The organism is Streptomyces sp. NPDC050161 (genome assembly GCF_044460025.1).
In the GTDB taxonomy this organism is placed as follows: Bacteria; Actinomycetota; Actinomycetes; order Streptomycetales; family Streptomycetaceae; genus Streptomyces.
Genome location: NZ_JBITJM010000004.1, coordinates 139,808 through 163,429, shown reverse-complemented (window position 1 = coordinate 163,429; position 23,622 = coordinate 139,808). Strand labels below are relative to the sequence as shown.

Annotated in this window: 19 protein-coding genes; 8 read left to right on the top strand and 11 right to left on the bottom strand. The window is 71.7% G+C overall.

Annotation, left to right across the window (positions count from 1 at the left end):
* Window positions 1–69: 69 nt before the first annotated feature.
* The 8 genes from ACIBK8_RS08575 to ACIBK8_RS08540 form a co-directional block, all read right to left on the bottom strand.
* Window positions 70–1,797, bottom strand: coding sequence for an alpha/beta hydrolase (locus tag ACIBK8_RS08575; RefSeq protein ID WP_399040916.1), 1,728 nt, complete (start codon window positions 1,795–1,797; stop codon window positions 70–72).
* A 349-nt stretch (window positions 1,798–2,146) separates the two neighbouring features.
* On the bottom strand, window positions 2,147–3,403 hold the full coding sequence (locus tag ACIBK8_RS08570) for a cytochrome P450 (RefSeq protein ID WP_399040914.1): 1,257 nt from the start codon (window positions 3,401–3,403) through the stop codon (window positions 2,147–2,149).
* Between the two features lie 54 nt (window positions 3,404–3,457).
* Entirely contained in the window at window positions 3,458–4,861 is a 1,404-nt protein-coding gene (locus tag ACIBK8_RS08565; RefSeq protein WP_399040913.1) for an NAD(P)/FAD-dependent oxidoreductase, read from the bottom strand.
* Window positions 4,858–5,076, bottom strand: a complete 219-nt coding sequence (locus ACIBK8_RS08560) for a ferredoxin (RefSeq protein WP_399040912.1) — start codon at window positions 5,074–5,076, stop codon at window positions 4,858–4,860. The genes ACIBK8_RS08565 and ACIBK8_RS08560 overlap by 4 nt, the downstream gene beginning before the upstream one ends.
* A 489-nt stretch (window positions 5,077–5,565) precedes the next feature.
* Window positions 5,566–7,188 carry an AMP-binding protein gene (locus ACIBK8_RS08555; RefSeq protein ID WP_399040911.1) on the bottom strand — a complete coding sequence of 541 codons (1,623 nt, stop codon included), beginning with the start codon at window positions 7,186–7,188 and terminating at the stop codon, window positions 5,566–5,568.
* Between the two features lie 67 nt (window positions 7,189–7,255).
* Window positions 7,256–7,981 carry an Asp/Glu racemase gene (locus tag ACIBK8_RS08550; protein ID WP_399041216.1) on the bottom strand — a complete coding sequence of 242 codons (726 nt, stop codon included), beginning with the start codon at window positions 7,979–7,981 and terminating at the stop codon, window positions 7,256–7,258.
* Between the two features lie 56 nt (window positions 7,982–8,037).
* Window positions 8,038–8,964 (bottom strand): fumarylacetoacetate hydrolase family protein, encoded by a 927-nt coding sequence (locus ACIBK8_RS08545; protein ID WP_399040910.1) that lies wholly within the window; start codon window positions 8,962–8,964, stop codon window positions 8,038–8,040.
* 58 nt (window positions 8,965–9,022) lie between these two features.
* Window positions 9,023–10,135 carry a cupin domain-containing protein gene (locus ACIBK8_RS08540; protein ID WP_399040909.1) on the bottom strand — a complete coding sequence of 371 codons (1,113 nt, stop codon included), beginning with the start codon at window positions 10,133–10,135 and terminating at the stop codon, window positions 9,023–9,025.
* Between the two features lie 93 nt (window positions 10,136–10,228).
* Here ACIBK8_RS08540 and ACIBK8_RS08535 point away from each other — a divergent pair, with 93 nt between their 5' ends.
* From ACIBK8_RS08535 to ACIBK8_RS08525, 3 genes are read left to right on the top strand one after another with little or no spacing between them, the layout of a single operon-like run.
* Window positions 10,229–10,678 carry an acyl-CoA thioesterase gene (locus tag ACIBK8_RS08535; protein ID WP_399040908.1) on the top strand — a complete coding sequence of 150 codons (450 nt, stop codon included), beginning with the start codon at window positions 10,229–10,231 and terminating at the stop codon, window positions 10,676–10,678.
* The gene (locus ACIBK8_RS08530; protein ID WP_399040907.1) at window positions 10,678–13,053 is read left to right on the top strand and encodes an FAD-dependent monooxygenase; all 2,376 of its coding nucleotides are present in this window, start codon (window positions 10,678–10,680) and stop codon (window positions 13,051–13,053) included. The genes ACIBK8_RS08535 and ACIBK8_RS08530 overlap by 1 nt, the downstream gene beginning before the upstream one ends.
* Window positions 13,050–14,117, top strand: coding sequence for a carbon-nitrogen hydrolase family protein (locus ACIBK8_RS08525; RefSeq protein WP_399040906.1), 1,068 nt, complete (start codon window positions 13,050–13,052; stop codon window positions 14,115–14,117). The genes ACIBK8_RS08530 and ACIBK8_RS08525 overlap by 4 nt, the downstream gene beginning before the upstream one ends.
* On the opposite strand, the gene ACIBK8_RS08520 is transcribed toward ACIBK8_RS08525, so the two are convergent.
* Both ACIBK8_RS08520 and ACIBK8_RS08515 read right to left on the bottom strand, forming a co-directional pair.
* Window positions 14,086–15,270 (bottom strand): aromatic ring-hydroxylating dioxygenase subunit alpha, encoded by a 1,185-nt coding sequence (locus ACIBK8_RS08520; RefSeq protein WP_399040905.1) that lies wholly within the window; start codon window positions 15,268–15,270, stop codon window positions 14,086–14,088. The two genes, ACIBK8_RS08525 and ACIBK8_RS08520, sit on opposite strands and share 32 nt — an antisense overlap.
* 68 nt (window positions 15,271–15,338) lie before the next feature.
* Window positions 15,339–17,795 carry an FAD-dependent oxidoreductase gene (locus ACIBK8_RS08515; protein ID WP_399040904.1) on the bottom strand — a complete coding sequence of 819 codons (2,457 nt, stop codon included), beginning with the start codon at window positions 17,793–17,795 and terminating at the stop codon, window positions 15,339–15,341.
* A 307-nt stretch (window positions 17,796–18,102) separates the two neighbouring features.
* Here ACIBK8_RS08515 and ACIBK8_RS08510 point away from each other — a divergent pair, with 307 nt between their 5' ends.
* The 3 genes from ACIBK8_RS08510 to ACIBK8_RS08500 all read left to right on the top strand — a co-directional run bounded on the left by ACIBK8_RS08510 (window position 18,103) and on the right by ACIBK8_RS08500 (window position 20,447).
* Window positions 18,103–18,423 (top strand): bifunctional 3-phenylpropionate/cinnamic acid dioxygenase ferredoxin subunit, encoded by a 321-nt coding sequence (locus tag ACIBK8_RS08510; RefSeq protein ID WP_393685175.1) that lies wholly within the window; start codon window positions 18,103–18,105, stop codon window positions 18,421–18,423.
* On the top strand, window positions 18,420–19,592 hold the full coding sequence (locus ACIBK8_RS08505) for an NAD(P)/FAD-dependent oxidoreductase (RefSeq protein WP_399040903.1): 1,173 nt from the start codon (window positions 18,420–18,422) through the stop codon (window positions 19,590–19,592). The genes ACIBK8_RS08510 and ACIBK8_RS08505 overlap by 4 nt, the downstream gene beginning before the upstream one ends.
* A 90-nt stretch (window positions 19,593–19,682) precedes the next feature.
* A complete protein-coding gene (locus ACIBK8_RS08500) occupies window positions 19,683–20,447 on the top strand; it encodes an SDR family NAD(P)-dependent oxidoreductase (RefSeq protein WP_399040902.1) in 765 nt (254 codons plus the stop codon).
* A gap of 7 nt (window positions 20,448–20,454) precedes the next feature.
* On the opposite strand, the gene ACIBK8_RS08495 is transcribed toward ACIBK8_RS08500, so the two are convergent.
* Window positions 20,455–21,393, bottom strand: coding sequence for a LysR family transcriptional regulator (locus ACIBK8_RS08495; protein ID WP_399040901.1), 939 nt, complete (start codon window positions 21,391–21,393; stop codon window positions 20,455–20,457).
* A gap of 289 nt (window positions 21,394–21,682) precedes the next feature.
* Between ACIBK8_RS08495 and ACIBK8_RS08490 the strand changes: the two genes are divergently transcribed.
* Together ACIBK8_RS08490 and ACIBK8_RS08485 are read left to right on the top strand one after the other, a co-directional pair.
* Window positions 21,683–22,609 (top strand): ABC transporter substrate-binding protein, encoded by a 927-nt coding sequence (locus ACIBK8_RS08490; RefSeq protein ID WP_399040900.1) that lies wholly within the window; start codon window positions 21,683–21,685, stop codon window positions 22,607–22,609.
* Window positions 22,606–23,574, top strand: a complete 969-nt coding sequence (locus ACIBK8_RS08485) for an amino acid ABC transporter permease (protein ID WP_399040898.1) — start codon at window positions 22,606–22,608, stop codon at window positions 23,572–23,574. Before ACIBK8_RS08490 ends, ACIBK8_RS08485 begins: the two co-directional genes overlap by 4 nt.
* The last annotated feature ends 48 nt before the right edge of the window (window positions 23,575–23,622 follow it).

Below are 23,622 nucleotides of genomic sequence, written 5' to 3'. Positions count from 1 at the left end.
ACGTCCGGGCCAGGCCGTACGGGTGAGCTCCGCGCCCGGTCCCCGCGCCGCTTCCGGCACCGGACACATTCACCTGTCCTGCGACACGATGCCCCGGAGGCGGGCGAGGTCCTGCCCGGTGATGCCGGAAGGCCGCAGGACGGCGTGCCAGCCGTCGACGTACTCGGCCTTGTACGTGTGGCCGTGGCCGTCGGGCACACCGGTGGCGAACGGAAGGTCGGCGGTGACCTGCCAGAACGTCACGAACGGAATCCAGAACATGCTTTCCAGCACGTCGTCGCCGGGGGCTTGACCGATCCAGTCCGGCTCGTCGTACGTCAGATGCGGGCCCCACCAGACGATCGGGTCGGATGCGTGCAGGAGGTACAGCACCCGCGCGCCCGGCCACGGCGTGTCCGACGGCGGGATGTCCGCCCCGGCGTCGGTGGCGAAGCGCACGGTGCGCCCGTTCTTGTAGACGGGCTCGATCTCCGGGCTGCCGGCCTCGCGTTGGTCGCTGAAGCGCCGGAACAGGGTGTTGAAGTGGGGCGGACCCGCGAGGAGCGCGCCCGCGGTGCGGTTGCGAAGGTCGTACTCCCCGCTGAACGCGGTCTCCCCGCCGAACGACCCCAGGCTCTCCCCCGCGACGTACAGCCGTGGACGGGTGTCAGGGGGAAGCTTCGACCAGGCGTCGTAGACCGCGTCGAAGAGCTCGCGGCCCGTCTCTTGAGCCTTGGACCGGTCGACGAGATACGACAGCCACGAGGGCAGGTAGGAGTACTGGAGTGCCACGGTCGCGGCGTCGCCGCCGGTAAGGTACTCGAAGCTGTCCACCGCTGCGGGATCGACCCAGCCGCTGCCGGTCGTCGTCATGACGAGGAGGTTGCGGCGCCGGAATCCGCCGGCGCGGCGCAGGTCGGCGACGGCGCGAGCGGCCCGGGACTCCGTGTCGGCCGCTGTCTGGAGCCCCGCGTACGAGCGGATGGGAGCGGGCGCCCGGCGGCCGGTGAACCGTGCGATCTCGTCGGCCGATGGACCACCGGCCACGAAGGTGCGCCCTTTCCTGCCCAGTGAGTCCCACGGCAGCGACGAACCCGGGCCGCCCGAGCGCAGGGTGGTCGCCGGTTGGCGCACCCCCTCTTCGGTCTGCGAGTCGCGCAGCGAGAACGCCTGGTTCGCGGCGGCGACCAGACCGTCGACGAGCAGACCACTGAGGACCAGGACGGACACGACGGCCACGAGGATCCCCCCGATCGCCTTCGCCGCCCGCTCGCCGGTCCATCGCCGGAGCAGCCGGGCCACCCAGCGGTACACCCGGCGGATCCCGCGGGCGGCCAACAGGATGATCCAGGCGAGCAGGACGGCGATCAGGGGCGAGGCGATGGCCTGCGGGACGCTGTGGTCCGTCACGTCCAGCAGCCGGCGGATCCGGCGCTGCCAGTACTGCCCGAGCCCGAACGCGGTGCCGAGCAGGACGACCCCGGCGACGAAGAAGACCTGCCAGGACCGGCGCCGCGCGGTTCGCGGTCCGCGATCGGCGAAGGCCCGCCAGATCCACGCGGCGGTCACCCCGAGCCCGTACCCCATCGCGGCGAGGATCCCGGAGATCACCCCTTGGAGGATCCCTTCGCGTGGCAGAAGTGACGGGGTGAAGGACAGGCACGCGAAGAGCAGCGCTCCCCAGGCACCGGGGAGGGTGACGTACGGTCCTGACGGCGGCTTGCCGTCCTCAGCCGACGTGGCACCCTGACCAGCTGCTCGGTGGTGGTCATCGTCCGGTGGCGGCGCGTCCGGTGCGGCTGGTGGCTCTTGACTCATGACCCTCCGTCCGGATCCAACACAATCCGGCCGAATTGTCACCTCTTGGCCTTGCCGCCCACCAGCCGCCGCTCCGCTCCGCAAGGCCCGACTGCGAGGGCACGAAGGGCGAGTCCCGCGAGGATCGCGAGCGAGGTCGGCGCCGAAGGCTGGAGCACGCTCACGGGCGCGGGACGGCCGACGTTAACGGTGGGAGGCGTGCGGCGAGGCCGTCTCGGACCGGCGCCCGCGACCTTGACCAGAACCTGCCCGGCCCCGAGCACCGGCACCGGCACCTCGCACAGCTCGGGCGGGCGCGGTCACTCGACACGCCGAAAAGCCCGCATGGTGCTCCTGTGCCTGAGCCGGATCAGTCGCGGACCCCGTCGATGTCGACAAGGAGGTGGCTCGGACCACGGAAGATCTGGTTGCGGCGGTACGGCGGCGGGTCGTCGACCAGTCGGGGGTTCTCCACGCGGCGGACGAACTCGTCGACCGCGACCTGGACCTCCAGGCGGGCGAGCGGAGCGCCGAAGCAGAAGTGGACGCCCTGGCTGTAGCCGAGGTGCTGGTTGTCGGGACGTTCGAGGTCGACCTCGTCGGGGTGGGTGAACCGTTGCGGGTCGCGGTTCGCCGAACCGTAGGCCAGGAAGACCGGCGCGCCCTTCGGGATGGTGGTGCCCGCGATCTCGATGTCGTCGAGGGCGGAGCGGGTGAACCAGAACTGGACCGAGGACTCGTAGCGCAGCAGTTCCTCGACCCCGGGCACGATCAGCTCGGGCCGGCGGCGCAGCTTCTCCAGCGCGTCGGGGTGCCTGAGCAGGGTGAGCACGCTGTGGGCGATCAGATTGACCGTGGTCTCGTGTCCGGCGAAGAGCAAGAGCATGGCATTGCTGACGAGGGCGCTCTTGGGCATGGGGCCGTCCGGGCTGTCGTCGTGCACCATCGCCGAGAGCATGCCGGGTCCTGGCTCCTGGGCGTACTGGTCGATCAGCCGGGACAGGAGCCGCTGGAACTCCCGGTAACTCTTGTCGCCCTCCGCCTTCCGGCTCTCCGCCTCCGGGGAGCTCGCCTCGGGGCCGAGGTCGAAGGAGTCCAGGGCCGATTCGATCCAGGCGTGGAAGCGCGGTTCGTATTCCATCGGCACGCCCAGGACCTTGGAGATCAGGGTCACCGGCAGGGGGTAGGCGAAGTCGTCGACGACGTCGAGCCGGGTCTTGCCCCGCAGCTTGCCCAGGAGGTCGCCGACGATGCGGCGGATGTCGGGCTCCAGGCGGGAGATCCAGTCGGGTGCGTCGGGCGGGCCGTAGAAGTGCCGCATCATCAGGCGTCGGTACCGGTCGTGTTCGGGCGGGTCCGAGGAGATGATGTCCGGCACCATGAACTCGCGCTCCGCAGTCGGCTCACCGCTCCCCTCCATCGTCGAGGCCAGCTGGGGGCACTTCGTGGGATCCGAGCTGATGCGGGTGTCGTGGAGAAGCGAGACGACCTCCCGGTAGGTGCTGACCACATAGGAGCCGTCGGGCTGCCGCGACACCGGCGTCTTGCGCAGTTCCTTGTAGAAGGGGTACGGATCGGCGCGGTTGGCATAGCGCAGGGCCTGCTGCCAGGGGGTTTCCTCAACCACGGTGATCTCTCCTCCTGTTGCGCCGTCCGGCGACACGCGTGATCTGATGGCGCGTCAGCGCGCCCGAGGCCGGAACTCGGCCTTCCGCTCGGTCGGGTCGTGACCGGTCAGGACCACCTCGGGCATCGCGGTCGGCACGCCCGGTTCCGGGAACGCGGCCGGTATCGGCTGTGTCTCGCCGGGCAGGTCCCAGCCGGCCGTCGGGGGCGGGAACGGAGCCGATCGCTCGATCAACCGCGCGTAGTGCTCCAGCCACTTGCCCTGGTCGAAGGCGACAGCGGCGACGATGCGCCCCCGACGCCCGTAGGCGGCGACGAAGCGGCGCTCCGCGACGGACCCCTGCGTGAAGGCGATCTCGTCGCCGAAGGGCGGCACCCCGACGGACTTGATGTTGACGCCGAACTGACCGGACCAGAAACTCGGAACCAGCAGATTCGGGTAGTAGTCGGGCTCAAGGCTCAGCATGTTGTGCGCCACGACCCCGGCACCGAGGACGGCGTTGTCCCAGTGCTCCATCGCGAGGAACTCGTACTCGTAGAGCACATGGGGCGCCCTGGCGATGTCCCCCGCCACGTAGCAGCTGTCGGTCGCCACGCCGTTGATGTCGAAGACGCGACCGCCGGCGTCGCAGCCGACGCCCCAGAAGCCGGCCGCCAGCCCCGAGCCCTCCAGCCATTCCACGTTGCGGATCGCCCCCAGCGAGGCCAGCACCACGTCGGCCTCGACGGTGGTCCCGTCCGAGAGCCGGGCGCGCCGCACGTGTCCGTCCGCGTCGCCCTCCAGCGACGTCACGCCCACCCCGCAGCGCAGGTCCACACCGTGGTCGCGCTGCATCTGCGCGGCGATCGTGCCGATCACCCCGCCGAGCGCGCCGACCAGCGGTGCCGGTCCCCGCTCGGCGACCGTCACCGGGATGTCGAGCTCCCGGCAGACGGAGGCCACCTCCGAGCCGATGAACCCGGCGCCGATGACGAGAACCCGCGACGGCCCCGCGGCCAGCGCCTGCCGCAGCCGCGCGGCGTCGTCACACGAGCGCAGCGTGAACACCCCTTCCAGGGCGGCCTCGTCCGGCTTGGGCCACTGCCGTGCGCGGGTGCCCGTGGCGATCAGCAGCCGGTCGAACGGAATCTGCTCGCCGTCGGCCAGGTTCACCTGCATGTTGGCCCGGTCCAGCCCGGTGGCGGCCACCCCGAGCCGCCAGTTGGCATCCACGTCCCGCAGGCGGGGCAGCTTGGTGTGGTCGGCGGGCACCCAGCCCTTGAGCACCTGCTTGGACAGCGGGGGCCGGTCGTAGGGCTCCTGTGCCTCGTCCCCGATGAGGGTCAAAGGCCCGCTGAAGCCCTCCTCACGCAGGGCTTCGGCGGCCCGCAGTCCCGCCAGGGAGGCGCCCACGATGGCGATCCGGCCGTTGGCCTTGAAGCCGCGCACCAACTCCGTGAGCGTCGCCTCCATGGTCATGGCGTCGCGCCCCGGTCCGTACCCTCCAGGCGGTCGATCACGATCGCCTGGACCGGGCAGGCCGCCACGGCTCGCCGCACCTGCAGGCGCCGCGCGTCGTCGGGGTTGGGTTCGTAGGACAGTGCCTCCTCGCCCCTCAATGCGAAGACCTCGTGGGCCAGAAACACACACTGCGCGTACGCCTGACAACGATTCAGATCCACGACGATACGCATGGGCAGACTCCTTCCGCCCGCTCACCCCCGCCGGGTCCGCCGGCTGAGTGCCTCGCGTTCCCACCCCGGCTTGCACTCCGAGGGACGCGGATAAACGGTGAGGATTACCGCACGGGCCACGCCCGATGGCATCGGCACCACGCCGTGCCCGGCCGCCCCGCCGCAAGACGCCTATGTGCCCTGCCTTTCCAACGTAACGCTCCACCGGATGGCCCGCACGGGGAACCCGCCGCATCGACGGCATACCCGTACGGCGAAAGGCGTCGTCAGACGGCCACAACACGAGCAGTTGCCCGGTCGCCTCGCCGATGTGCGGGTGTCGCCCTCAACGAGGTTGAGCCCGGGTGTGAGGGGCGGCGATCAGAAATCGCGGTGGTCGGTCGCACTCTGGATCATGACAGCCCATCAGGAAAGTCAGCATCGGTACGCCTGAACGCGGCCACAGGCAACCACGCGCTGGACAGTCGGTGACCGTCGGGGCCACCCCGCTCAGTCCACCCCGCCCTCGCCCGCCCGCAACCGATGTCGCTGGATCTTCCCCGTGGCGGTGCGCGGCAGTTCCGGGACGAATTCGACGGCGCGGGGGTATTTGTACGGGGCGATGGTGTGGCGGACGAAGTCCTGGAGTTCGGTGGTCTTGGCCTCGTCTCCGTTTACGCCGGGTCTGAGGACGACGTATGCCTTGGCGATGGTGCCGCGGGCGGGGTCGGGTACGCCGATGACTGCGGCTTCGGTGACGTCGGGGTGGGTGAGGAGGGCTTCTTCGACTTCGGGGGCTGCGATGTTGTAGCCGGCGGAGATGATCATGTCGTCGTCGCGGGCGCGGAACCAGAAGTAGCCGTCGGAGTCGCGTACGTAGGTGTCGCCGGTGAGGTTCCAGCCGTTGCGGACGGCGGTGCGCTGGCGGTCGTCGGCGAGGTAGCGGCAGCCGGTGGGGCCCTGGACGGCGAGTTTGCCGGGGGTGCCGTCGGGGACCGGGTGGCCGTCGTCGTCGAGGATGGCGGCGTGGAAGCCGGGGACGGTGCGGCCGGTGGCGCCGGGGCGGATGGTGTCGTCGGCGGCGCTGATGAAGATGTGCAGCATTTCGGTGCCGCCGATGCCGTCGATGAGGCGGATGCCGGTGGTGCGCCGGTATTCCTCCCAGACGCTGAGCGGCAGGTGTTCGCCGGCCGATACGCAGCGCCGTACGCCCTTGAGTGCGGCGGCCCGGCCGGTGGCGAGGATGGCCTTGTAGGCGGTGGGGGCGGTGAACAGGACGGTGGCGCCGTGTGCGGCGGCGGCGTCGGCGAGTTCGGCGGGGGTGGCGCGTTCCAGGAGGAGGACGGCGGCGCCGGCCCGTAGGGGGAAGACGGCGAGTGCGCCGAGGCCGAAGGTGAAGCCGAGGGGCGGGGTGCCGGTGAACAGGTCGTCGGGCTGCGGGCGCAGGATGTGCCGGGAGAAGGTGTCGGCGATGGCGAGGACGTCGCGGTGGAAGTGCATGGTGGCCTTGGGCCTGCCGGTGGTGCCCGAGGTCGGGCCGAGCAGGACGACGTCGTCGGCCGCGGTGTCGACGGCGGTGAAGCGGGCGGGTTTGGCTGCGGCGCGGACGGTGAGGTCGTCGGGGTGGTCCGCGCCGTAGGGCAGGACCGGCAGCCGGTCGCCGGCGGCGGTGTGCAGGGCGTCGGTGAAGCGGTGGTCGCACAGGGCGATGGCGGGGCGGGTGAGGTCGATCAGCGGGGCGATCTCGCCGGCCCGCAGCAGCGGCACGGTGGTGACGGCCACACCGCCCGCTTTGACGACCGCCAGCCAACAGGCAACGAGCCAGGGGGTGTTGGGGCCGCGGAGCAGGACGCGGTTGCCGGGTTGCAGGCCGTGGTCATCGGTGAGCAGCCGGGCGATGCGGTCGGTGTGCTGCCGCAGGTCGCCGTAGCTCCAGGTCTCGGTGGGGGTGCGCAGGCAGGGGCGGTCGGGTCCGTAGCGGCGGATGGCGCCGTCGAGGAGTTCGGCGGCGCAGTTGAGGCGTTCGGGGTAGCGGAGTTCGGGGAGGTCGAAGCGGAGCGCGGGCCAGTCGTCGGCGGGTGGCAGGTGGTCGCGGCAGAACGTGTCGGTGTGCGCGGACGGTGAGAGCTGCACGGGCAGCGCTCCCTTCTGGGGTGTCCGGGGCGCGGGACGGTGATGCCGTGGGGTGCGGGGGCCGGGGTCAGCCGGTGTGCAGCGGGCTGTGCGCGTAGGCGCCGGAGAGCAGGTGGCCGGCGCCGGGGGCGACGGCGGGCAGGCCGAGGGCGCGCATCATCTGGTGTGCGGTGGCGATGGAGGCGGACAGGACGGGCTTGCCCAGCTCCTGTTCGGCGCGCTCCACCACGTCCAGGGACGGGAGTTGGACGCAGGCGGAGAGCACCACCGCGTCGGCGTCGGTGTGGTCCAGGGCACGGACGATCGGCAGCAGGTCGTCCGGGTCGTGTGCGGCGACGCGGAGGTTGTCGGGGATTTCCAGCGCGGTGTGGTCGCCGACCTCGATGCCCTCCTTGCGGAGGTAGCCGACGACGGTGTCGGTGAGCGGACGCAGGTACGGCGCGACCAGGGTGACGGAGCGGGCGCCCATCGTGTGCAGGGCGCCGACCAGGGCGCCTGCGCTGGTGACGACGGGCGCCTGGGCGCCGTTGTCCGCGGTGACCTCGGTGAGCTTGCGCTCGGATGTGCGGTGGTAGCCGTGGCCCATGCTCATGATCGCGACGAGGCAGGCGTAGCCGAGCACGTCGACGCGGGCGTCGGAGAGTTCGGCGGCGCAGCGGGTGGAGTCGGCGTCCATGGCGGCCAGTTCCTCGGGGCGTACCTCTTTCATCCGCATCCGGCTGGAGTGGAAGGTGAACCGCTCGGGTGCGACGGTCCGGCGTGCCCGGAAGAGTGCCGGGATCTCGGTCTCCATGGTGACGTTGGAGCTGGGCACGATCTGGCCGATGCGGAAGGTGCGGGGGCGGCCGGTCACCGGGCGTCCACGACGGGGTTGCGCAGGGTGCCGATGGTGGCGATGGTCGCCTCGACGACGTCGCCCGGGGTGAGGAACTGCTGCGGTACGAAGCTCGCGCCGACGCCTGCCGGGGAGCCGGTGGCGATGACGTCGCCCGGCTCCAGGGTCATGCCCGCGGAGATGTCGGCGATGAGTTCGGGGATGCGGAAGAGCATGTAGCGGGTGTTGGACTTCTGTTTGACCTCGCCGTTGACGCGCAGCGACAGGTCGAGCGCGTGCGGGTCGGGGACCGTCGCCGCGGTGCGGACGGCGGGGCCGAGCGGGGCGTAGGAGTCCTGGCCCTTGGAGTAGAACCACTGGCCGGAGCGGCGCTGGTCGCGGGCGCTGATGTCGTTGACGATGCTGTAGCCGAAGACGTGGTCAAGGGCGTCTTCGGGGCTGACCTTGCGGGCCGTCCTGCCGATGACGACGGCGAGTTCGCATTCCCAGTCGAGTTGGGCGGTCAGGTCGCCGTTGTGGAGGATGGGCGCGCCCGGCCCCGTGACGGCGGTGGCGGGCTTGCTGAACAGGACGGGCCGCTGCGGGAGCGCCTTGTCGGTGTCGAGGGTGCGGGCCGACTCGGCGACGTGTTCGGTGTAGTTGAGGCCGACGCCGACGATCTTGCCGGGGCGCAGCGGGGCCGCGAGGGTGACGTCGGCCATGCTGCGCAGGGCAGCTTCGGGGACGGGTCCGGCCAGCAGGTCCGTCAGGGCGGCGGCGGCTTCGGGGCCTGCCTGGATGACGTCCAGGGCGCTCGCCGGGGCGCTGCCGAGGCCGGGGATCGTGGCGCCGTGCGCGGCGGTGAGGGCGGCGGCGTCGATGACGGCGGGGTCGGTGTCGTCGCGTCGTACGCCCAGGCGGGGCGTGGCGTCGCCGTCGTGGGTGTAGCTGACCAGCAGCATGGCCAAACTCCTTGGTTCGAGGGCCGGTTCGGTGGCGGGGAGGTGGCTCCCCGGGGCGTCAGGCGGCGGGCTGGTGGCCGTCGTTGTCGGGGTGGCTCTCCTCGCGCCAGAAGGCGAGGGAGCGCATCACGGGGAAGTCGTTGAAGGAGAAGAGGACCGCGTCGTCGCCTGTGTCGTCGTTGGCGTGCTCGTGCCAGGCCCAGGACGGTACGCAGAAGATGTCGCCCTGTTTCCAGTCGAAGCGCCGTCCGGCGATGACGGAGTGGCCGCGGCCCTTGGCGACGTTGTAGACGACGGAGCCGGTGTGCCGGTGGGCCCGCGTCGCCTCGCCCGCGCGCAGCAGTTGGAGGTGGGCGCCCATGGTCGGCATGACGGAGCCGCCGGTGAGCGGGTTGCTGTACTCCAGCATGACCCCGTCGTACGGGGAGCCTTCGGTGGCCTTCGCGGCGTCGAGCAGGGCGGCGTAGGACCGCTCCCAGGGGTAGGCGAGGAGCGGGGAGTACGGCTTGGTCCAGCCGTCGTCGAAGCCGTAGGGGCGCAGGGTGCCGGCGCCGTGGGTGAGCAGCGAGGAGTTGACGATCTTGCCGGGTTCCTGGTGGAGGGCGGGGTGGACTTCGTAGAAGCCGGCGTCGTGGGCGTTGACCAGCGGGATGTCGAGGCCGTCCTGCCAGATGACGGGGGCGTCGGTGCCTTCGTTGCCGTGTTCGTGCCAGGTCCAGTTGGGGGTGATGGCGAAGTCGCCCGGGCCGACCGCGAGTTTCTGTCCGTCGACGACGGTCCAGGCGCCCTGGCCCTCGACGACGAAGCGCAGGGCTGCGGCCTGGTGGCGGTGTGCGGTCATGGATTCGCCGGGGCCCATGATCTGGAGTCCGGTGTAGAGCATGCCGACGGCGGCGGAGACGTCCTTGCGGCCCGGGTTGACGAGCATGACGACCCGGCGGCCCGCGTCGTCGGCCTTGACCAGGTCGAGGGATTCCAGGACGAGGGGGCGCAGCCGCTCGTAGGACCAGTGCACCGGGACCGACTTCGGCTGCGGGTACCAGGGCTCGATGTCGTTGGCGACCGTCCAGAGGGCTCCGGCGTCGTGCTCGCCGAGCCGGTCGTAGTAGGCGGTCAGTTCGTCGGTGTCGCCGACCCGTGCCCTGCCCGGTACGTCGTCGCTGTGGCTCATGTCCGCGCCGCCTCCCCACTCCATTTCATTCTATTGACGGTCGTCATCGTCACGCTATAGCTTCCGGGGTGTCAAGAGGCTGGAGGAAGAGCGATGAACGCACCGGATCCGCTGTCCGCGCCCCCTACGGACATCCCCCGCAGTGCCCCCGAGGTGACCGTGCGGCACCGGGTCGAGTGGCACGACACCGACGCCTCGGGCCACCAGCACCACTCCGCGATCCTGCGCTGGGTCGAGTCGGCGGAGGCCGAACTGCTGCGCAGCTACGGCCTGGAGTGGCTGTTCGGCCGCACCCCTCGGGTACGTCACGAGGTCAGCTACCGCGCCCGGCTGTGGTTCGGCGAGACCGTCAGCACCCGCCTGCGGGTCGAACGGCTCGGCCGCACCTCGCTCGGCTACGCCTTCGACGTGCACGGCAAGGAAGGCACCGCCGCCGAAGGAAAGCTGATCGTCGCGCACGCCGCGCCCGAATCGCCCACCGCGACGCCCTGGCCGCAGGCGGTACGGGACGCGCTGGCCGCCGACGGGAAGGAGAGCGCCTGATGCGCATCGCCGTCATCGGCGCGGGGCCCGCCGGGCTGTACTTCGCCGCCCTCGCCAAGCAGCTCGACCCCACCCGCGAGATCACCGTCTGGGAGCGCAACGCGCCCGACGACACCTTCGGCTTCGGCGTGGTCTTCTCCGACGAGACCCTCGACGGCATCGCGCACGCCGATCCGGCCGTCTTCGCCGCCATGGAGGCGGAGTTCGCGCGCTGGAGCGACATCGACATCCACTACCGGGGCCGGGTGCAGACCTCCGGCGGGCACGGCTTCGCCGCCCTCTCCCGCAAGCGGCTGCTCCAGATCCTCCAGCGGCGCTGCGCCGAGCTCGGCGTCGCGCTGCGCTACCGCACCCAGGCCCCGCCCGCCGCCGAACTGGCCCGCGACCACGACCTGGTGATCGCCGCCGACGGCGTCAACTCCGTGACCCGCACCCGGCACGCCGATGTCTTCCGCCCCTCGCTCGACGTCCGCTCAAGCCGCTACATGTGGCTCGCCACCGACCTGCCCCTGGACGCCTTCACCTTCGTCGTCGCCGAGACACCGCACGGCCCGTTGCAGGTGCACGCGTACCCGTACGGCGAGGGCCGCGCCACCTTCATCGTCGAGATGCCCGACGACACCTGGCGGGCGGCCGGCTTCGACAAGGCGGCGGAGCGGGACCTCGCACCCGGCGAGAGCGACGAGGAGAGCGTGGCGCGGGTCGCCGGGCTGCTCGGCGATTTCCTCGACGGGCACCGGCTGCTGACCAACCACTCCCGCTGGGGCCGGTTCACCACCGTGCGCAACGGCACCTGGCGGCACGGCCGCACCGTACTGCTCGGCGACGCCGCGCACACCGCGCACTTCTCCATCGGCTCCGGCACCAAGCTGGCCATGGAGGACGCGCTGGCGCTGGCCGCGAGCCTGGAGGCGGGGCCCCACGACGTCCCCGCGGCGCTGGAGCGCTACGAGCGCGAGCGCAGGCCGGTCGTCGAGTCCACCCAGCGGGCGGCCCAGGCCAGCCTGGAGTGGTTCGAGACGATCGGGCACAGCATCGGCCAGGAGCCCGAGCAGTTCGGCTTCAACCTCCTCACCCGCAGCCGCCGGGTCACCCACGGCAACCTCCGGCTGCGCGACCCGCACTACAGCCAGGCACTGGAGCGCTGGTTCGACGGGCGGCAGCCCGAGCCCCAACGGGCCGCCGTCCCCCCGCTGTTCCAGCCGCTGCGCGTGCGCGGCCTGCGTCTTTCCAACCGGGTGGTCGCCTCGCCTGTCGCCACCTACAGCGCGCGGGACGGCTTCGTCGGCGACGTCGAACTCGTCCACCTGGGCGGTGCGGCCTTCGGCGGCGCCGGGCTCGTCCTGGCGGGCATGACCGCGGTCAGCCCCGAAGGGCGGGTCACCCCGAGCTGTCCCGGGCTCTGGGACGACCGGCAGATCCCGGCGTGGCGGCGGATCACCGACCTCGTGCACGCGCACAGCGGGTCGGCGATCGGCGTCCAGCTCAGCCACTCCGGGCGCAAGGGCTCCACCACCGTGCCGGAGAACGGGCCGCTCGGCGCGGCGCAGACCGACGGCGGCTGGCGGACGGTGGCGCCGTCCCCGCTCGCCTGGGCTGGGCATCCCGTACCGCATGCCCTGACCGGCATCGAACTGGAGGCCGTGGCGGGCGAGTTCGCGGATTCCGCCGCCCGCGCCGACGCGGCCGGCTTCGACGTCCTGGAGATCCAGGCGGGCCACGGCTTCCTGTTGTCCTCCTTCCTGTCGCCGCTCACCAACCTGCGCACCGACGGCTACGGCGGCGACCTCGCCGGGCGGCTGCGCTTCCCCCTCCGCACGGTCGACCGGGTGCGGGCGATCTGGCCCGCGCACAAGCCGCTGCTGGTGCGGATCTCCGCGGCCGACTGGGCGGCGGGCGGCACCACCGTCGAGGACGCGGTCGCCATCGCCCGCGCGTTCGCCGCGCACGGCGCCGACGTCATCGACGTGTCCAGCGGCGAGGTGGTGCCGGACGAGCGGCCCCCCTACGGGCGGACGTACCAGACGCCGCTCGCCGCGAGGATCCGCGCCGAAGCCGCCGTGCCGGTGATCGCCGTCGGCGCCTACTCGTCCGCCGACGACGCCAACTCGACACTGCTCGCCGGGCGTTCGGACCTCGTCGGCATCGGCAGGGCCCAGCTCCACGACCCGGCGTGGACCCTGCACGCCGCCGCCGAACTCGGCTACACCGGGCCCGCGGCGCACTGGCCGCGCCCCTACCGGCCCGGCAGCACACCACCGCCCACGGCCGGCCGCGTCCGGCCCGCGCTCGCCCTGCGGCCTGAGCCCGAGTCCGGCGCCGGGCCGCGCCGGGGAGCGACCGCCCACGACGCAGAGAGGTCCGTGCGGCCATGACCCTGACCGTTCCGCGGGAGTTCCCCCGCTTCACCGCGGCGGCGGTGCAGGCCGCCCCGGTCTTCCTCGATCCGGCGGCCACCGTCGACAAGGCGGTGGCGCTCATCCACGAGGCCGCCGGCCACGGCGCTTCCCTGATCGCGTTCCCCGAGGTGTTCGTGCCCGGCTACCCCTACTGGAACTGGACGATGAACCCGGTCCAGGGCTCCCCCTGGTACGAGAAGCTCTACCGCGCCGCCGTCGATGTCCCGGGGCCGCACGTCGACGCGCTGCGCGCGGCAGCCGCCGCCACCGGCACCACCGTCGTCATCGGCGTCAACGAACGCGGCCGGTACAGCCTCGGCGTCCTCTACAACAGCATGCTCGTCATCGGTCCGGACGGCGCGCTGCTCGGCGTGCACCGCAAGCTCGTGCCGACCTGGGCGGAGAAGCTGACCTGGACGCAGGGCGACGGCAGTTCGGTGCGGGTGCACCACACCCCCGTCGGCCCGCTCGGCATGCTGGCCTGCGGTGAGAACACCAACACCCTGGCGCGGTTCTCCCTGCTCGCGCAGGGCGAACTGATCCACGTCGCCGGGTACATCGCGCTGCCCGTCGCACCCGCCGACTACGACATGTCCGAGGCCATCGCGATCCGCACGGCGGCGCACTCCTTCGAGGGCAAGCTCTTCTCGATCGTGGCCTGTTCGACGATCACCGACGAGATGACCGAGGTGGCGGCGGCCCACGACCCGGAGATCGCCACGGCGATGCGCCGCCCGCGCAGCGCCCTGTCCGGCGTCTTCGGGCCCGACGGCCGCCCGGTCACCGAGCCGCTGGTCGACGAGGAAGGCATCGTGTACGCCGAGATCGACCTGGCCCGCTGCATCCGGCCCAAGCAGATGCACGACATCATCGGCCACTACAACCGCTTCGACGTCTTCCGGCTGCACCACGACACCACCCCGCTCCAGCCCCTGGTACGCACCGGCGAACTCCCGGACGAGGCGCCGCTCACCGGCCCCTGGACACCGCCGCCCGTCGGTGAACAGGTCAGTCCCGCTCGCCCGCCAGACATGCGGTGACCCATCGGTGGAAGGCGCCGATGTGGTGTTCGCTGGGCACCAGCACGCCGCCGTCGCGGTAGGCGCGGGAGTGCATGGCGGGCTGGGTGCGCTCGCAGGCATCGAAGTCCTGGGTGTTGACGCGGTGGAAGAGTTCCACCGAGCGGGAGACGTCGGCGCCGGACGCGAGGACGTCGGGCAGGTAGAGCCAGTCGCATTCCACGACGGTGCGGTCGGCTGCCATCGGGAACATGCGGTGGACGATGACGTGGTCGGGGACGAGGTTGACGAAGACCTGCGGCCTGAGGGTCATGGCGTAGTAGCGGCGGTCCTGGTCGTCGGCGATGCCGGGCAGCCGGCCGAAGCCGCCGGTGCCGTCGACGGTGAAGCCCTCGGCCTCGTCGGCGAACCGCGCGCCGTGGCCGACGTAGTACTGGGCGGCCAGGCCGTCGGCGAACTCGGGGAGCACGTCGGTGAGTTCGGGGTGGATGGTGGCGCAGTGATAGCACTCCATGAAGTTCTCGATGATGAGCTTCCAGTTGGCGTGCACGTCGTAGGTCAGGCGCTTGCCGAGGGCGAGGTCCTCGGTGCGGTAGCGGTCGAGTGCCGCCGCGTCGCCGAGGCGTTCGACGGCGGCGCCGATCACCGTCTCCTCGAAGGACGGCGGCTCGTCGGCGAGGCACACCCAGGCGTAGCCGAGCCATTCGCGCAGGTGGACGCCGATCAGCCCGCGTTCGGTGCGGTCGATGTCCGGCATCTTTTGGAGGTTGGGTGCGGCGGTGAGCCGGCCGTCCAGGTCGTAGGTCCAGGCGTGGTAGGGGCATTGGAGGCTGCGGCGGACCTCGCCGGTCTCCTCGGTGCACAGACGGGCGCCGCGGTGGCGGCAGATGTTCAGGAAGGCGCGGAGTTCGCCGCGGCGGTTGCGGGTGACCAGGACGCTTTCCCCGCCGACCTGCACGGTGCGGAAGGCGCCGGGTTTGCCGAGGTCGCTGCCGCGTACCGCGCAGAACCAGAGGCGTTCGAAGATCTTCTCCTGCTCCTGCCGGAAGACGTCCGGGTCGGTGTAGGCGTGCCCGGGGAGGGTGGGGATCAGGCTGCCCGCCGGTCCTGGCGTGGGTGTTTCCTGGCCGGGCTGCCGCGTGGGGTGCGCACCGGTCACGGGGGTGATGGTCATCTGCGGTCTCCTCAAGCGCGCTGCGTGCGGACGGGTCCGTCGGCCCGGTCCGCGGCGGGCCGTCGCGGTCAGCGGCGGATGCGGGTCATCTGCGGGTCGAAGAGGGGCTCTTCGGCGACGGTGGCCTGGACCTTCTCGCCGAAGTACTCGATGTGCACGGCGGTCCCGGGGACGGCGAGTGCGGCGGGCAGCCAGGCGTAGGCGACGCACCTGCCGATGGTGTATCCGTAGGCGGCCGATGTGACGTAGCCGGCCGGGGCGCCATCGGCGTACACCGGTTCCTTGCCGAGGACGACGGCTGCCGGATCGTCGAGGGTGAGGCAGGTCAGCTTGCGGGTGGCGGTCCGCTCGCTGTGTCCCTCCAGGGCGGCGCGGCCGGTGAACTCGCCCTTGGCGGGGCGGACGGCGAAGCCGACGCCGGCTTCGTACGGGGTGTGTTCGCAGGTCATGTCGTGGCCCCAGGAGCGGTAGCCCTTCTCCAGGCGCAGGCTGTTGAAGGCGCTGCGGCCGGCCGCGATCACGCCGTGCGGCCTGCCCGCTTCCCAGAGGGTGTCCCACAGCCGCAGCCCCAGGTCGGCCGTGGTGTACAGCTCCCAGCCCAGTTCGCCGACGTACGACAGCCGCATCGCGGTGACCGGCACGTGGCCGATGTGGGTGCGGCGGGCCTTGAAGTAGCCGAAGCCCTGGTGGGAGAAGTCGTCGCGGGTGAGGGGCTGGACGAGTTCGCGGGCGAGCGGGCCCCAGACGCCGATGCAGCAGGTGCCGGAGGTGATGTCGCGGACCTGCACGCCGTCGGGTGCGTGCCGGAGCAGCCAGTCGAGGTCGGCTCCGCTGTTGGCGCCGATCTGGAAGTGGTCGGGGGCGAGCCGGGCGACGGTGAGGTCGGAGCGGATGCCGCCGCCCTCGTCCAGGAGGAGGGTGTAGGTGACCGCGCCGGGCTTCTTGTGGATCTGGTTGGTGGTCATCGTCTGGAGGAAGTCCAGGGATCCCGGTCCGGTGACTTCCAGGCGGCGCAGCGGGGTCATGTCGTAGAGCGCGACCTTCTCGCGGGTGGCCTGCGCCTCGGCGGCGGCGATCGGCGACCAGTAGCGCGCCGACCAGGCGTCCCGCTCGGGCAGGTGCAGCCCTTCGGCGAGCGGGGCGTTGGCCTCGTACCAGTGCGGGCGTTCCCAGCCGCCGCCCTCCAGGAAGAAGGCGCCCAGTTCCTGCTGGCGTGCGTGGAAGGGGCTGACCCGTAGCGGCCTGGGCGCCTGAATCGGCTGGAGGGGGTGGATGACGTCGTAGACCTCGACGAAGTTCTGTGCGCCGCGGTCCTCGATGTACGCGGGTGAGCGCTGGGCGTCATCGAAGCGGTTCAGGTCGCATTCGTGGAGGTCGGTGTCGGGGCGGCCGTCGGTCATCCATGTGGCGACGGCCCTGGCGACACCGGCGGACGCGGTGACCCACACCGCTTCGGCGAGCCAGAATCCGCGCAGTTCCCGGGATTCGCCGAGTACCGGCATGCCGTCGGGGGTGAAGGAGAAGACGCCGTTGAAGCCGTCGGCCACCCGGGACGCGCCGAGCGCGGGCAGCAGTCCGATGCTGTCCTGCCAGCTGGGCGCGAAGTCCTCGTCGGTGAAGGGCAGTGAGGACGGCATGACGGGCGCGTCGTCGAAGGCGGGCACCGCGTACGGGTCGACGGGCATCGGGCGGTGGGCGTAGGAGCCGATGCCGATGCGGTCGGTGTGTTCGCGGAAGTAGAGGTCGCGGTCCTGGAAGCGCAGGATCGGCCTGCTCGCCTCGGTCCGCGGGTCGTTGACGCCGTCGAGTGCGGGCAGCGGCTCGGTGAGGGCGTACTGGTGGGCCAGGGGCAGCAGGGGGACGTCGACCCCGGCCATGGCGCCGATCACCGGTCCCCAGAAGCCGGCGGCGGAGACGACGTGGTCGGCGGGGAAGGTGCCGCGGTCGGTGACCACGCCGGTGACGTGGCCGCCGTCCCGTTCGATGCCGGTGACGGTGTGCCGTTCCAGGAAGCGGGCGCCGCGGCTCTCGGCGCGTGCCATCTGGGCGCGGCAGGCGGGTACGGCGCGGGCCAGCCCGTCGTCGGGGGTGTACAGACCGCCGTGGATCCGGCCCTCGTCGAGCAGGGGCCAGAGGTCCGCGCACCGGCGTGGGGTGAGCAGTTCGGCGCGTACGCCCCAGGAGGCGGCGAGTCCGGCCTTGCGGTGCAGGTCGGCCCAGCGCTCCTCGGTGGTGGCGATCTCCAGGCCGCCGACCGGGTTGAAGCAGGAAAGCCCGTCCACTTCAAGGGAGTTGAACTTCTCGACGGTGTAGGTGGCGAACTCGGTCATCGTTTTGGAAGGGCCGGCCTGGAAGACCAGTCCCGGCGCGTGCGAGGTGGAGCCGCCGGGGGCGGGCAGCGGCCCCTGGTCCAGGACGGTGACGTCGCGCCAGCCGCGTGCGGTGAGTTCATCGGCGAGCGAGCAGCCGACGATGCCGGCGCCGATGACGACCACCCGGGCGTCGGTCGGGGATGCAGGGGGCATGTCCCTCCTTCGGGAAAGGCGCGTGCGGGAATGCGGGACGTACGGGGGCAGCGGCTCGGCGTGTTGCGCAGTGCACGACGGGTTGCGCGATGAGAGACATAGTGGGAACGCGGGATCGGCGGCGTCAAGAGCCGCGGCACTCACGCTTGGTAAAAGCGCGGGCAGCGAAGCGTGAGGACCGGACCGCGCCCGACGTTCCGCGGGAATCGCTTGACGCACCGCCCCCGAGTCGGGATTCTGTTGCGCAGAGCGCTCCGCCGTGCACATAACGAAACTCAACTGTCCCGAACAGTAAGAGGGGTGCCCCGTGATTCCCGTCTGCCACCTCGAAGATCTCCCCGCCGGCGAGTCCGTACGGATCGACACCGCGCCGCCGATCGCCGTGTTCAACGCCGACGGCGCGCTGTACGCCATCGACGACACCTGCACCCACCAGGACGCCTCGCTCGCCGACGGCTGGCTGGAGGGCTGCCTGGTCGAATGCCCCCTGCACGCCGCCTCGTTCGACCTGCGCACCGGCGCCGCGACCTGCCTGCCGGCCCGCCGTGCGGTACGCACCCACCCGGTCACCGTCGCCGACGGCATGATCTACGTCCACCACGCCGCCGAGGAGGGCACCGCCGCATGAACACCGTCACGGTCATCGGCGCCTCACTCGCGGGCCTCTACACCGCCCGCGCGCTGCGCTCCCAGGGCTTCGACGGCCGGCTGGTGATCGTCGGCGACGAGCCGCACCACCCCTACGACCGGCCGCCGCTGTCCAAGGACTTCCTCACCGGCGTGACCGGCCCGAGCCAACTCGCCCTGGCCGACGCGGAGGAGACCGCCGACCTGGACGCGGAGTGGCGGCTCGGCAGCCGGGCGGCCGGGCTCGACACCGGCACCCGCACGGTGCGCATCGAGGGTGGGGCGCCGCTGGTCACCGACGGCCTGGTCATCGCCACCGGCGCCACACCCCGGCGGCTACCGGGCCCCGGACACACGGGAGTTCACACCCTGCGCACCCTCGACGACGCCCAGGCGCTGCGCGCGGACCTGACCCGCCACCCGGCGCGGGTGGTGGTCATCGGCGGCGGCTTCATCGGCGCCGAAGTGGCCTCGTCCTGCGCCGCGCTCGGCCATGACGTGACGGTCGTGGAGGCCGCGCCGCTGCCCCTCGTACCCCAGCTCGGCGAGGCGATGGCGCGGGTCTGCGCCGCGCTGCACGCGGAGCACGGCGTCACCCTGCTCACCGGCACCGGCGTCGCCGGGCTGCGCGCCGACGGCGCCACGGACCGGGTGACCGCCGTGGATCTGGCCGACGGCCGCCGACTGCCCGCCGACGTGGTCGTGGTCGGCATCGGCGTACGCCCCCGCACCGACTGGCTCGAAGGCTCCGGGCTGCCGCTCGACGACGGGGTCCGCTGCGACGCGGGCTGCGTCACGCCGGTGCCCGCGATCGTGGCGGTGGGCGATGTGGCCAGGGCGGACGGCCGCCGCGCCGAGCACTGGACCAGCGCGACCGAACAGGCGGCCGTCGCCGCCCGCAACCTCCTGGCAGGTGCCACCGTCGCCACCCACCGGAGCCTGCCCTACTTCTGGTCCGACCAGTACGGCGTCCGCATCCAGTTCGTCGGCCGCCGGCTGCCCGCCGACACCCCGCGCATCGTCGAGGGCTCCCCCGACGACCGCAGCTTCCTCGCCGCGTACGAACGCGACGGGCGCACCACCGCCGTCCTCGCCCTCAACCGTCCCCGCCCCTTCATGCGGCTGCGCCGCGAACTCGCCCGGGAGGCGGTGGCGGTGGTGAGCGGCTGAAGGCGCGGGGCCGCGCCACTCGTTCAACTTAGGTAAGGCTAAGTACACTTGGGTCAGGGGGCTCTGCACGAACACACCCAAGGAGCGGACATGGGAAGCCTCAGCGGCAAGGTCGCCCTGGTCACCGGCAGCAGCCGGGGCATCGGACGAGGCATCGCCGAACGCCTGGCCCGGGACGGCGCGCTGGTCGCCGTGCACTACGGCAGTAACGAGGCGGCGGCCAAGGAGACCGCCGCGGCCATCGCCGACGCCGGTGGGCGGGCCTTCATCGTGGGCGCCGAACTGGGCGTTCCCGACGACGTGGACACGCTCGTGGCCGGTCTTGAGGCAGGACTTCGCGCTCACGGGGAACCGGCGATCGACATCCTGGTCCACAACGCGGGACTCAACTTCATGGGGCGGCCGATCGAGGTTCTCACCCCCGAGGAGTTCGACCAGATGATCGCGGTCAACGTCAAGGCACCGTTCTTCCTCACCCAGCGGCTGCTGCCACGGCTGCGCGACGGCGGCCGGATCATCAACATCTCGTCCGTCTCCACCCGTATCGCCTCGGCCCACGGCATCGGCTATCCGCTCACCAAGGGCGCACTCGAAGTGTTCAGCCACACCCTGGCCAAGTACCTCGGCCCCCGCGGCATCACCGTCAACTCCGTCGCCGTCGGCTTCACCCACACCGACATGACCGCCGACGTGCTGGCCGACCCGGCGAACGTGGAGCGCAACATCAGCCTGACCGCACTCGGCCGGATCGGCCAGGTCCCTGACATCGCCGACGCGGTCGCCTTCCTGGCCACCGACGACGCTCGCTGGATCACCGGCACCAAGATCGACGTGACCGGCGGCGTCGGCCTGTAGCGATAGTTCACACCGCTGTCGGCGGCTCCTGGCGGGTCAGCCGCCGCTGGTCGATGGCGCCGGCAGCGGTGCGCAGCATGCGGATGGCCTGGTCGAGGAACGGGTTGGGGTCGGCGGCGCGGCGTACCGCGAACACCCGCCGGACGTGGGCGGGGTTGGCGAGCCTGATGAGGTGCACCTCGTGCGATTCCAGCAGCGCGAGTTCGGGGACGATCGCCACGCCCAGGCCCTTGCGCACCAGCTCGAAGGGCAGGTTGTAGTCGTTGGTGCGGAACAGGACGTCGGGGCGGAAGCCGCCCTCGGCGCAGATGTGGAAGAGCGAGCGGGCCGCGTCGGTGCCCTCGCGGTAGCAGATCCAGCGCTCGGCCGACAGGTCGCCGACCTGGATGCGTTTGCGGTGCGAGAGCCGGTGCCCGGTGGGGACCAGGACGTACAGCGGCTCCTCCAGGATGAGCGTCGTCTCCAGGTCGTCCGGCCAGTTGTGCGGCACCATGCCGTACTCGAAGATCACCGCCAGGTCGAGCCGGCCATCGGTCACCGCGGGCACGGTGACCTGCGGGTCGCCCTCTTCGTAGCGGACGTCGACCTGCGGCCGGTCGCGGAGGAATGCGGCCAGCACGGCGGGCATCAGGCGGAAGCCCGCCGACCAGAAGCTGCCCAGGTGCAGCCGGCCGCGCTCGGCCGCCGCGAACGAGCGCAACTCGTCCTCGGCCGACTCCAGTTCGGCCAGCAGCCGGACGGCCCTGCGGGCCAGCTGCACACCGGCGGCCGTGGGGCGCACACTGCGCGGTGAGCGCTCGAAGAGCCGGACGCCCAGGGCGCGTTCCACCGAGGAGATCTGCTGCGATATGGCGGAAGGCGAGTAGCCGAGACGGCGTGCGGAGACCCGCAGCGAGCCGGTCGCCACCACTTCGCGCACCGCTTGCAGCTGCGTCGGGGTCAGCATCAGATGAAGTTAACACTCCTCGCGCCCACGCCAAGAGGGCTGTTGCTGGTGCGGTGGGCGGACGCGTACGGGCCGCCCGGCGGCGGACCGGTGAGGGCCGATGAGAGCGGTGCGGCGACGGCATCGCAGGGTCCGTCCGCCGGATTCCCCCTGCCGTCCGCCTCGTGAGATGCATCAGTTCCGCTGAACGAAGTGTGCACGGATGCTCGCCCTGGCTCATCTTGTGCGGGGCCACGGCCTGGCGCACATTGAGCGATCAGTAGCTGACCGACCCGAGAAGGGCACCCCCATGGATAGACGGCTCGCAGGTCCACGCGCCCGCGGTACGACGCGCCGGGTGGCGGTCGGCCTCGGCGTCACCGCGCTGCTCCCCCTCGCATCGGCCTGCGGCACCGCCGATCCCACCGCGAAGTCCGCCGCCCCGGTCCAGCACAAGGACGCCGCGCTGCACGCGCTGCTGCCCGCGAAGATCCGCAAGTCCGGCACGCTGACCGTCGCCACCGGCGACGACTACCCGCCGCTGGTGTCCCTCGCCACCGACGACAAGACGCTGGTCGGTATGGAACCCGACCTGATGACGGCCGTCGCCCAAGTGCTCGGGCTCAAGGTGACGTTCGCCAGGACCAGCTTCGACAGCATCATCGGCGGCGTGCAGTCGCACCGCTACGACCTGGCGATCCAGGCGATGCTCGACAAGCCGGAGCGGCGGCGGCACATCACTTTCGTCGACTACTTCCGCACCAGCAGCTCCCTCCTCGTCGACGAGCGCCACGCGAAGGAGATCGGCTCGCTCGGCGATCTGTGCGGCAGGCAGGTCGCCGTGGAACAGGGCACCGCGCAGGTCGATGACGCCGAGGCGCAGAAGAAGAAGTGCGCGGCTGCCGGGCGGGCGGCGCCCGACATCCTGGTCTTCCCCAACTCCGTCGGCTGTTTCCAGGCGTTGTCCACCGGACGCGCCCAGGTGTTCGCCGGCGGCACCCCGACCGTCGCCTACCAGGCCGCGCAGTCCAGCGGCAGGCTGCGGCAGGTCGGCCGCCCCTACCGCTTCCTGCCGTACGGGATCCTCGTCGACAAGGAGCAGGGCGCGCTCGTCAAGGCCGTGCAGCAGGCCCTTCAGAAGGTCATCGACAACGGCAGTTACGGCACGATCCTCAAGCAGTGGAAGGTCGCGGCCGGGGCGCTGCGGCAGGCGACGGTGAACGGTGGCGCGGCATGAGCGGGCAGCCGGTGACGGCCGCAGCGGACGGGACGGTTCCGTCGGTGGCGGAGGGGCTCGCGGACGGCGACCGGATCCGTGCGGTGCCGCTGCGGCACCCCGGCCGCTGGGTGACGTCGGCGGTGCTGGTCTTCGTCCTGGTGTTCCTGGTGCAGGGCTGGGCGGCCAACCCCCGGATGCAGTGGGCGACGGTCGGCGAGTTCCTGTTCGCGCCCGTGGTGCTGGAGGGGCTGCGCACCACGCTGCTGCTGACGGTGGCGGCGATGGCCATCGGCATCGTGGGCGGCGTGGCCGTCGCGGTGCTGCGGATGTCGGCCAACCCGGTGCTGGCCAGGCTCAGCGCCCTCTACATCTGGGTGTTCCGCGGTACGCCGCTGCTGGTGCAGCTGCTGTTCTGGTACTTCCTGTCGGCCATCGTCCCGGTCATCGGGTTCGGGGTGCCCTGGGGGCCGACGTTCTTCCAGGTCGAAACCAACCGGCTGATCACGCAGCTGACCGCGGCCGTGCTGGGTCTCGGCCTGCACGAGGCCGCGTACATGGCGGAGATCGTCCGGGCCGGTCTGTCGTCCGTGGACGAGGGGCAGAGCGAGGCGGCGCACGCGCTGGGCATGACGCGGCGGCAGACGCTGCGCCGGATCGTGCTGCCGCAGGCGCTGCGTCTGATCATCCCGCCGACCGGCAATCAGGCGATCTCCATGCTGAAGACCACCTCGCTGGTGTTCGCCATCGCCGTGCCCGAGCTGCTCACCTCGATCCAGGGCATCTACTCGCGCAACTTCCAGCAGGTGCCGCTGCTCGCCGTCGCCTGTGTCTGGTACCTGGTGGCGACGTCGGTGCTGAACGTCGGCCAGTACTACCTGGAGCGCCGCTTCCGGCGCGGCGCGGGGCGCGGCGGCGCGGGGCGCGGCAGCGCGGGGCGCCGCAGACGGCCCGCCGTCACCCCGTCCGCTGAACCGCGGCCCTGAACAGCGCAGACGTGCAGACCCCTACCTCCCGGATCTCTCCCAGACAGG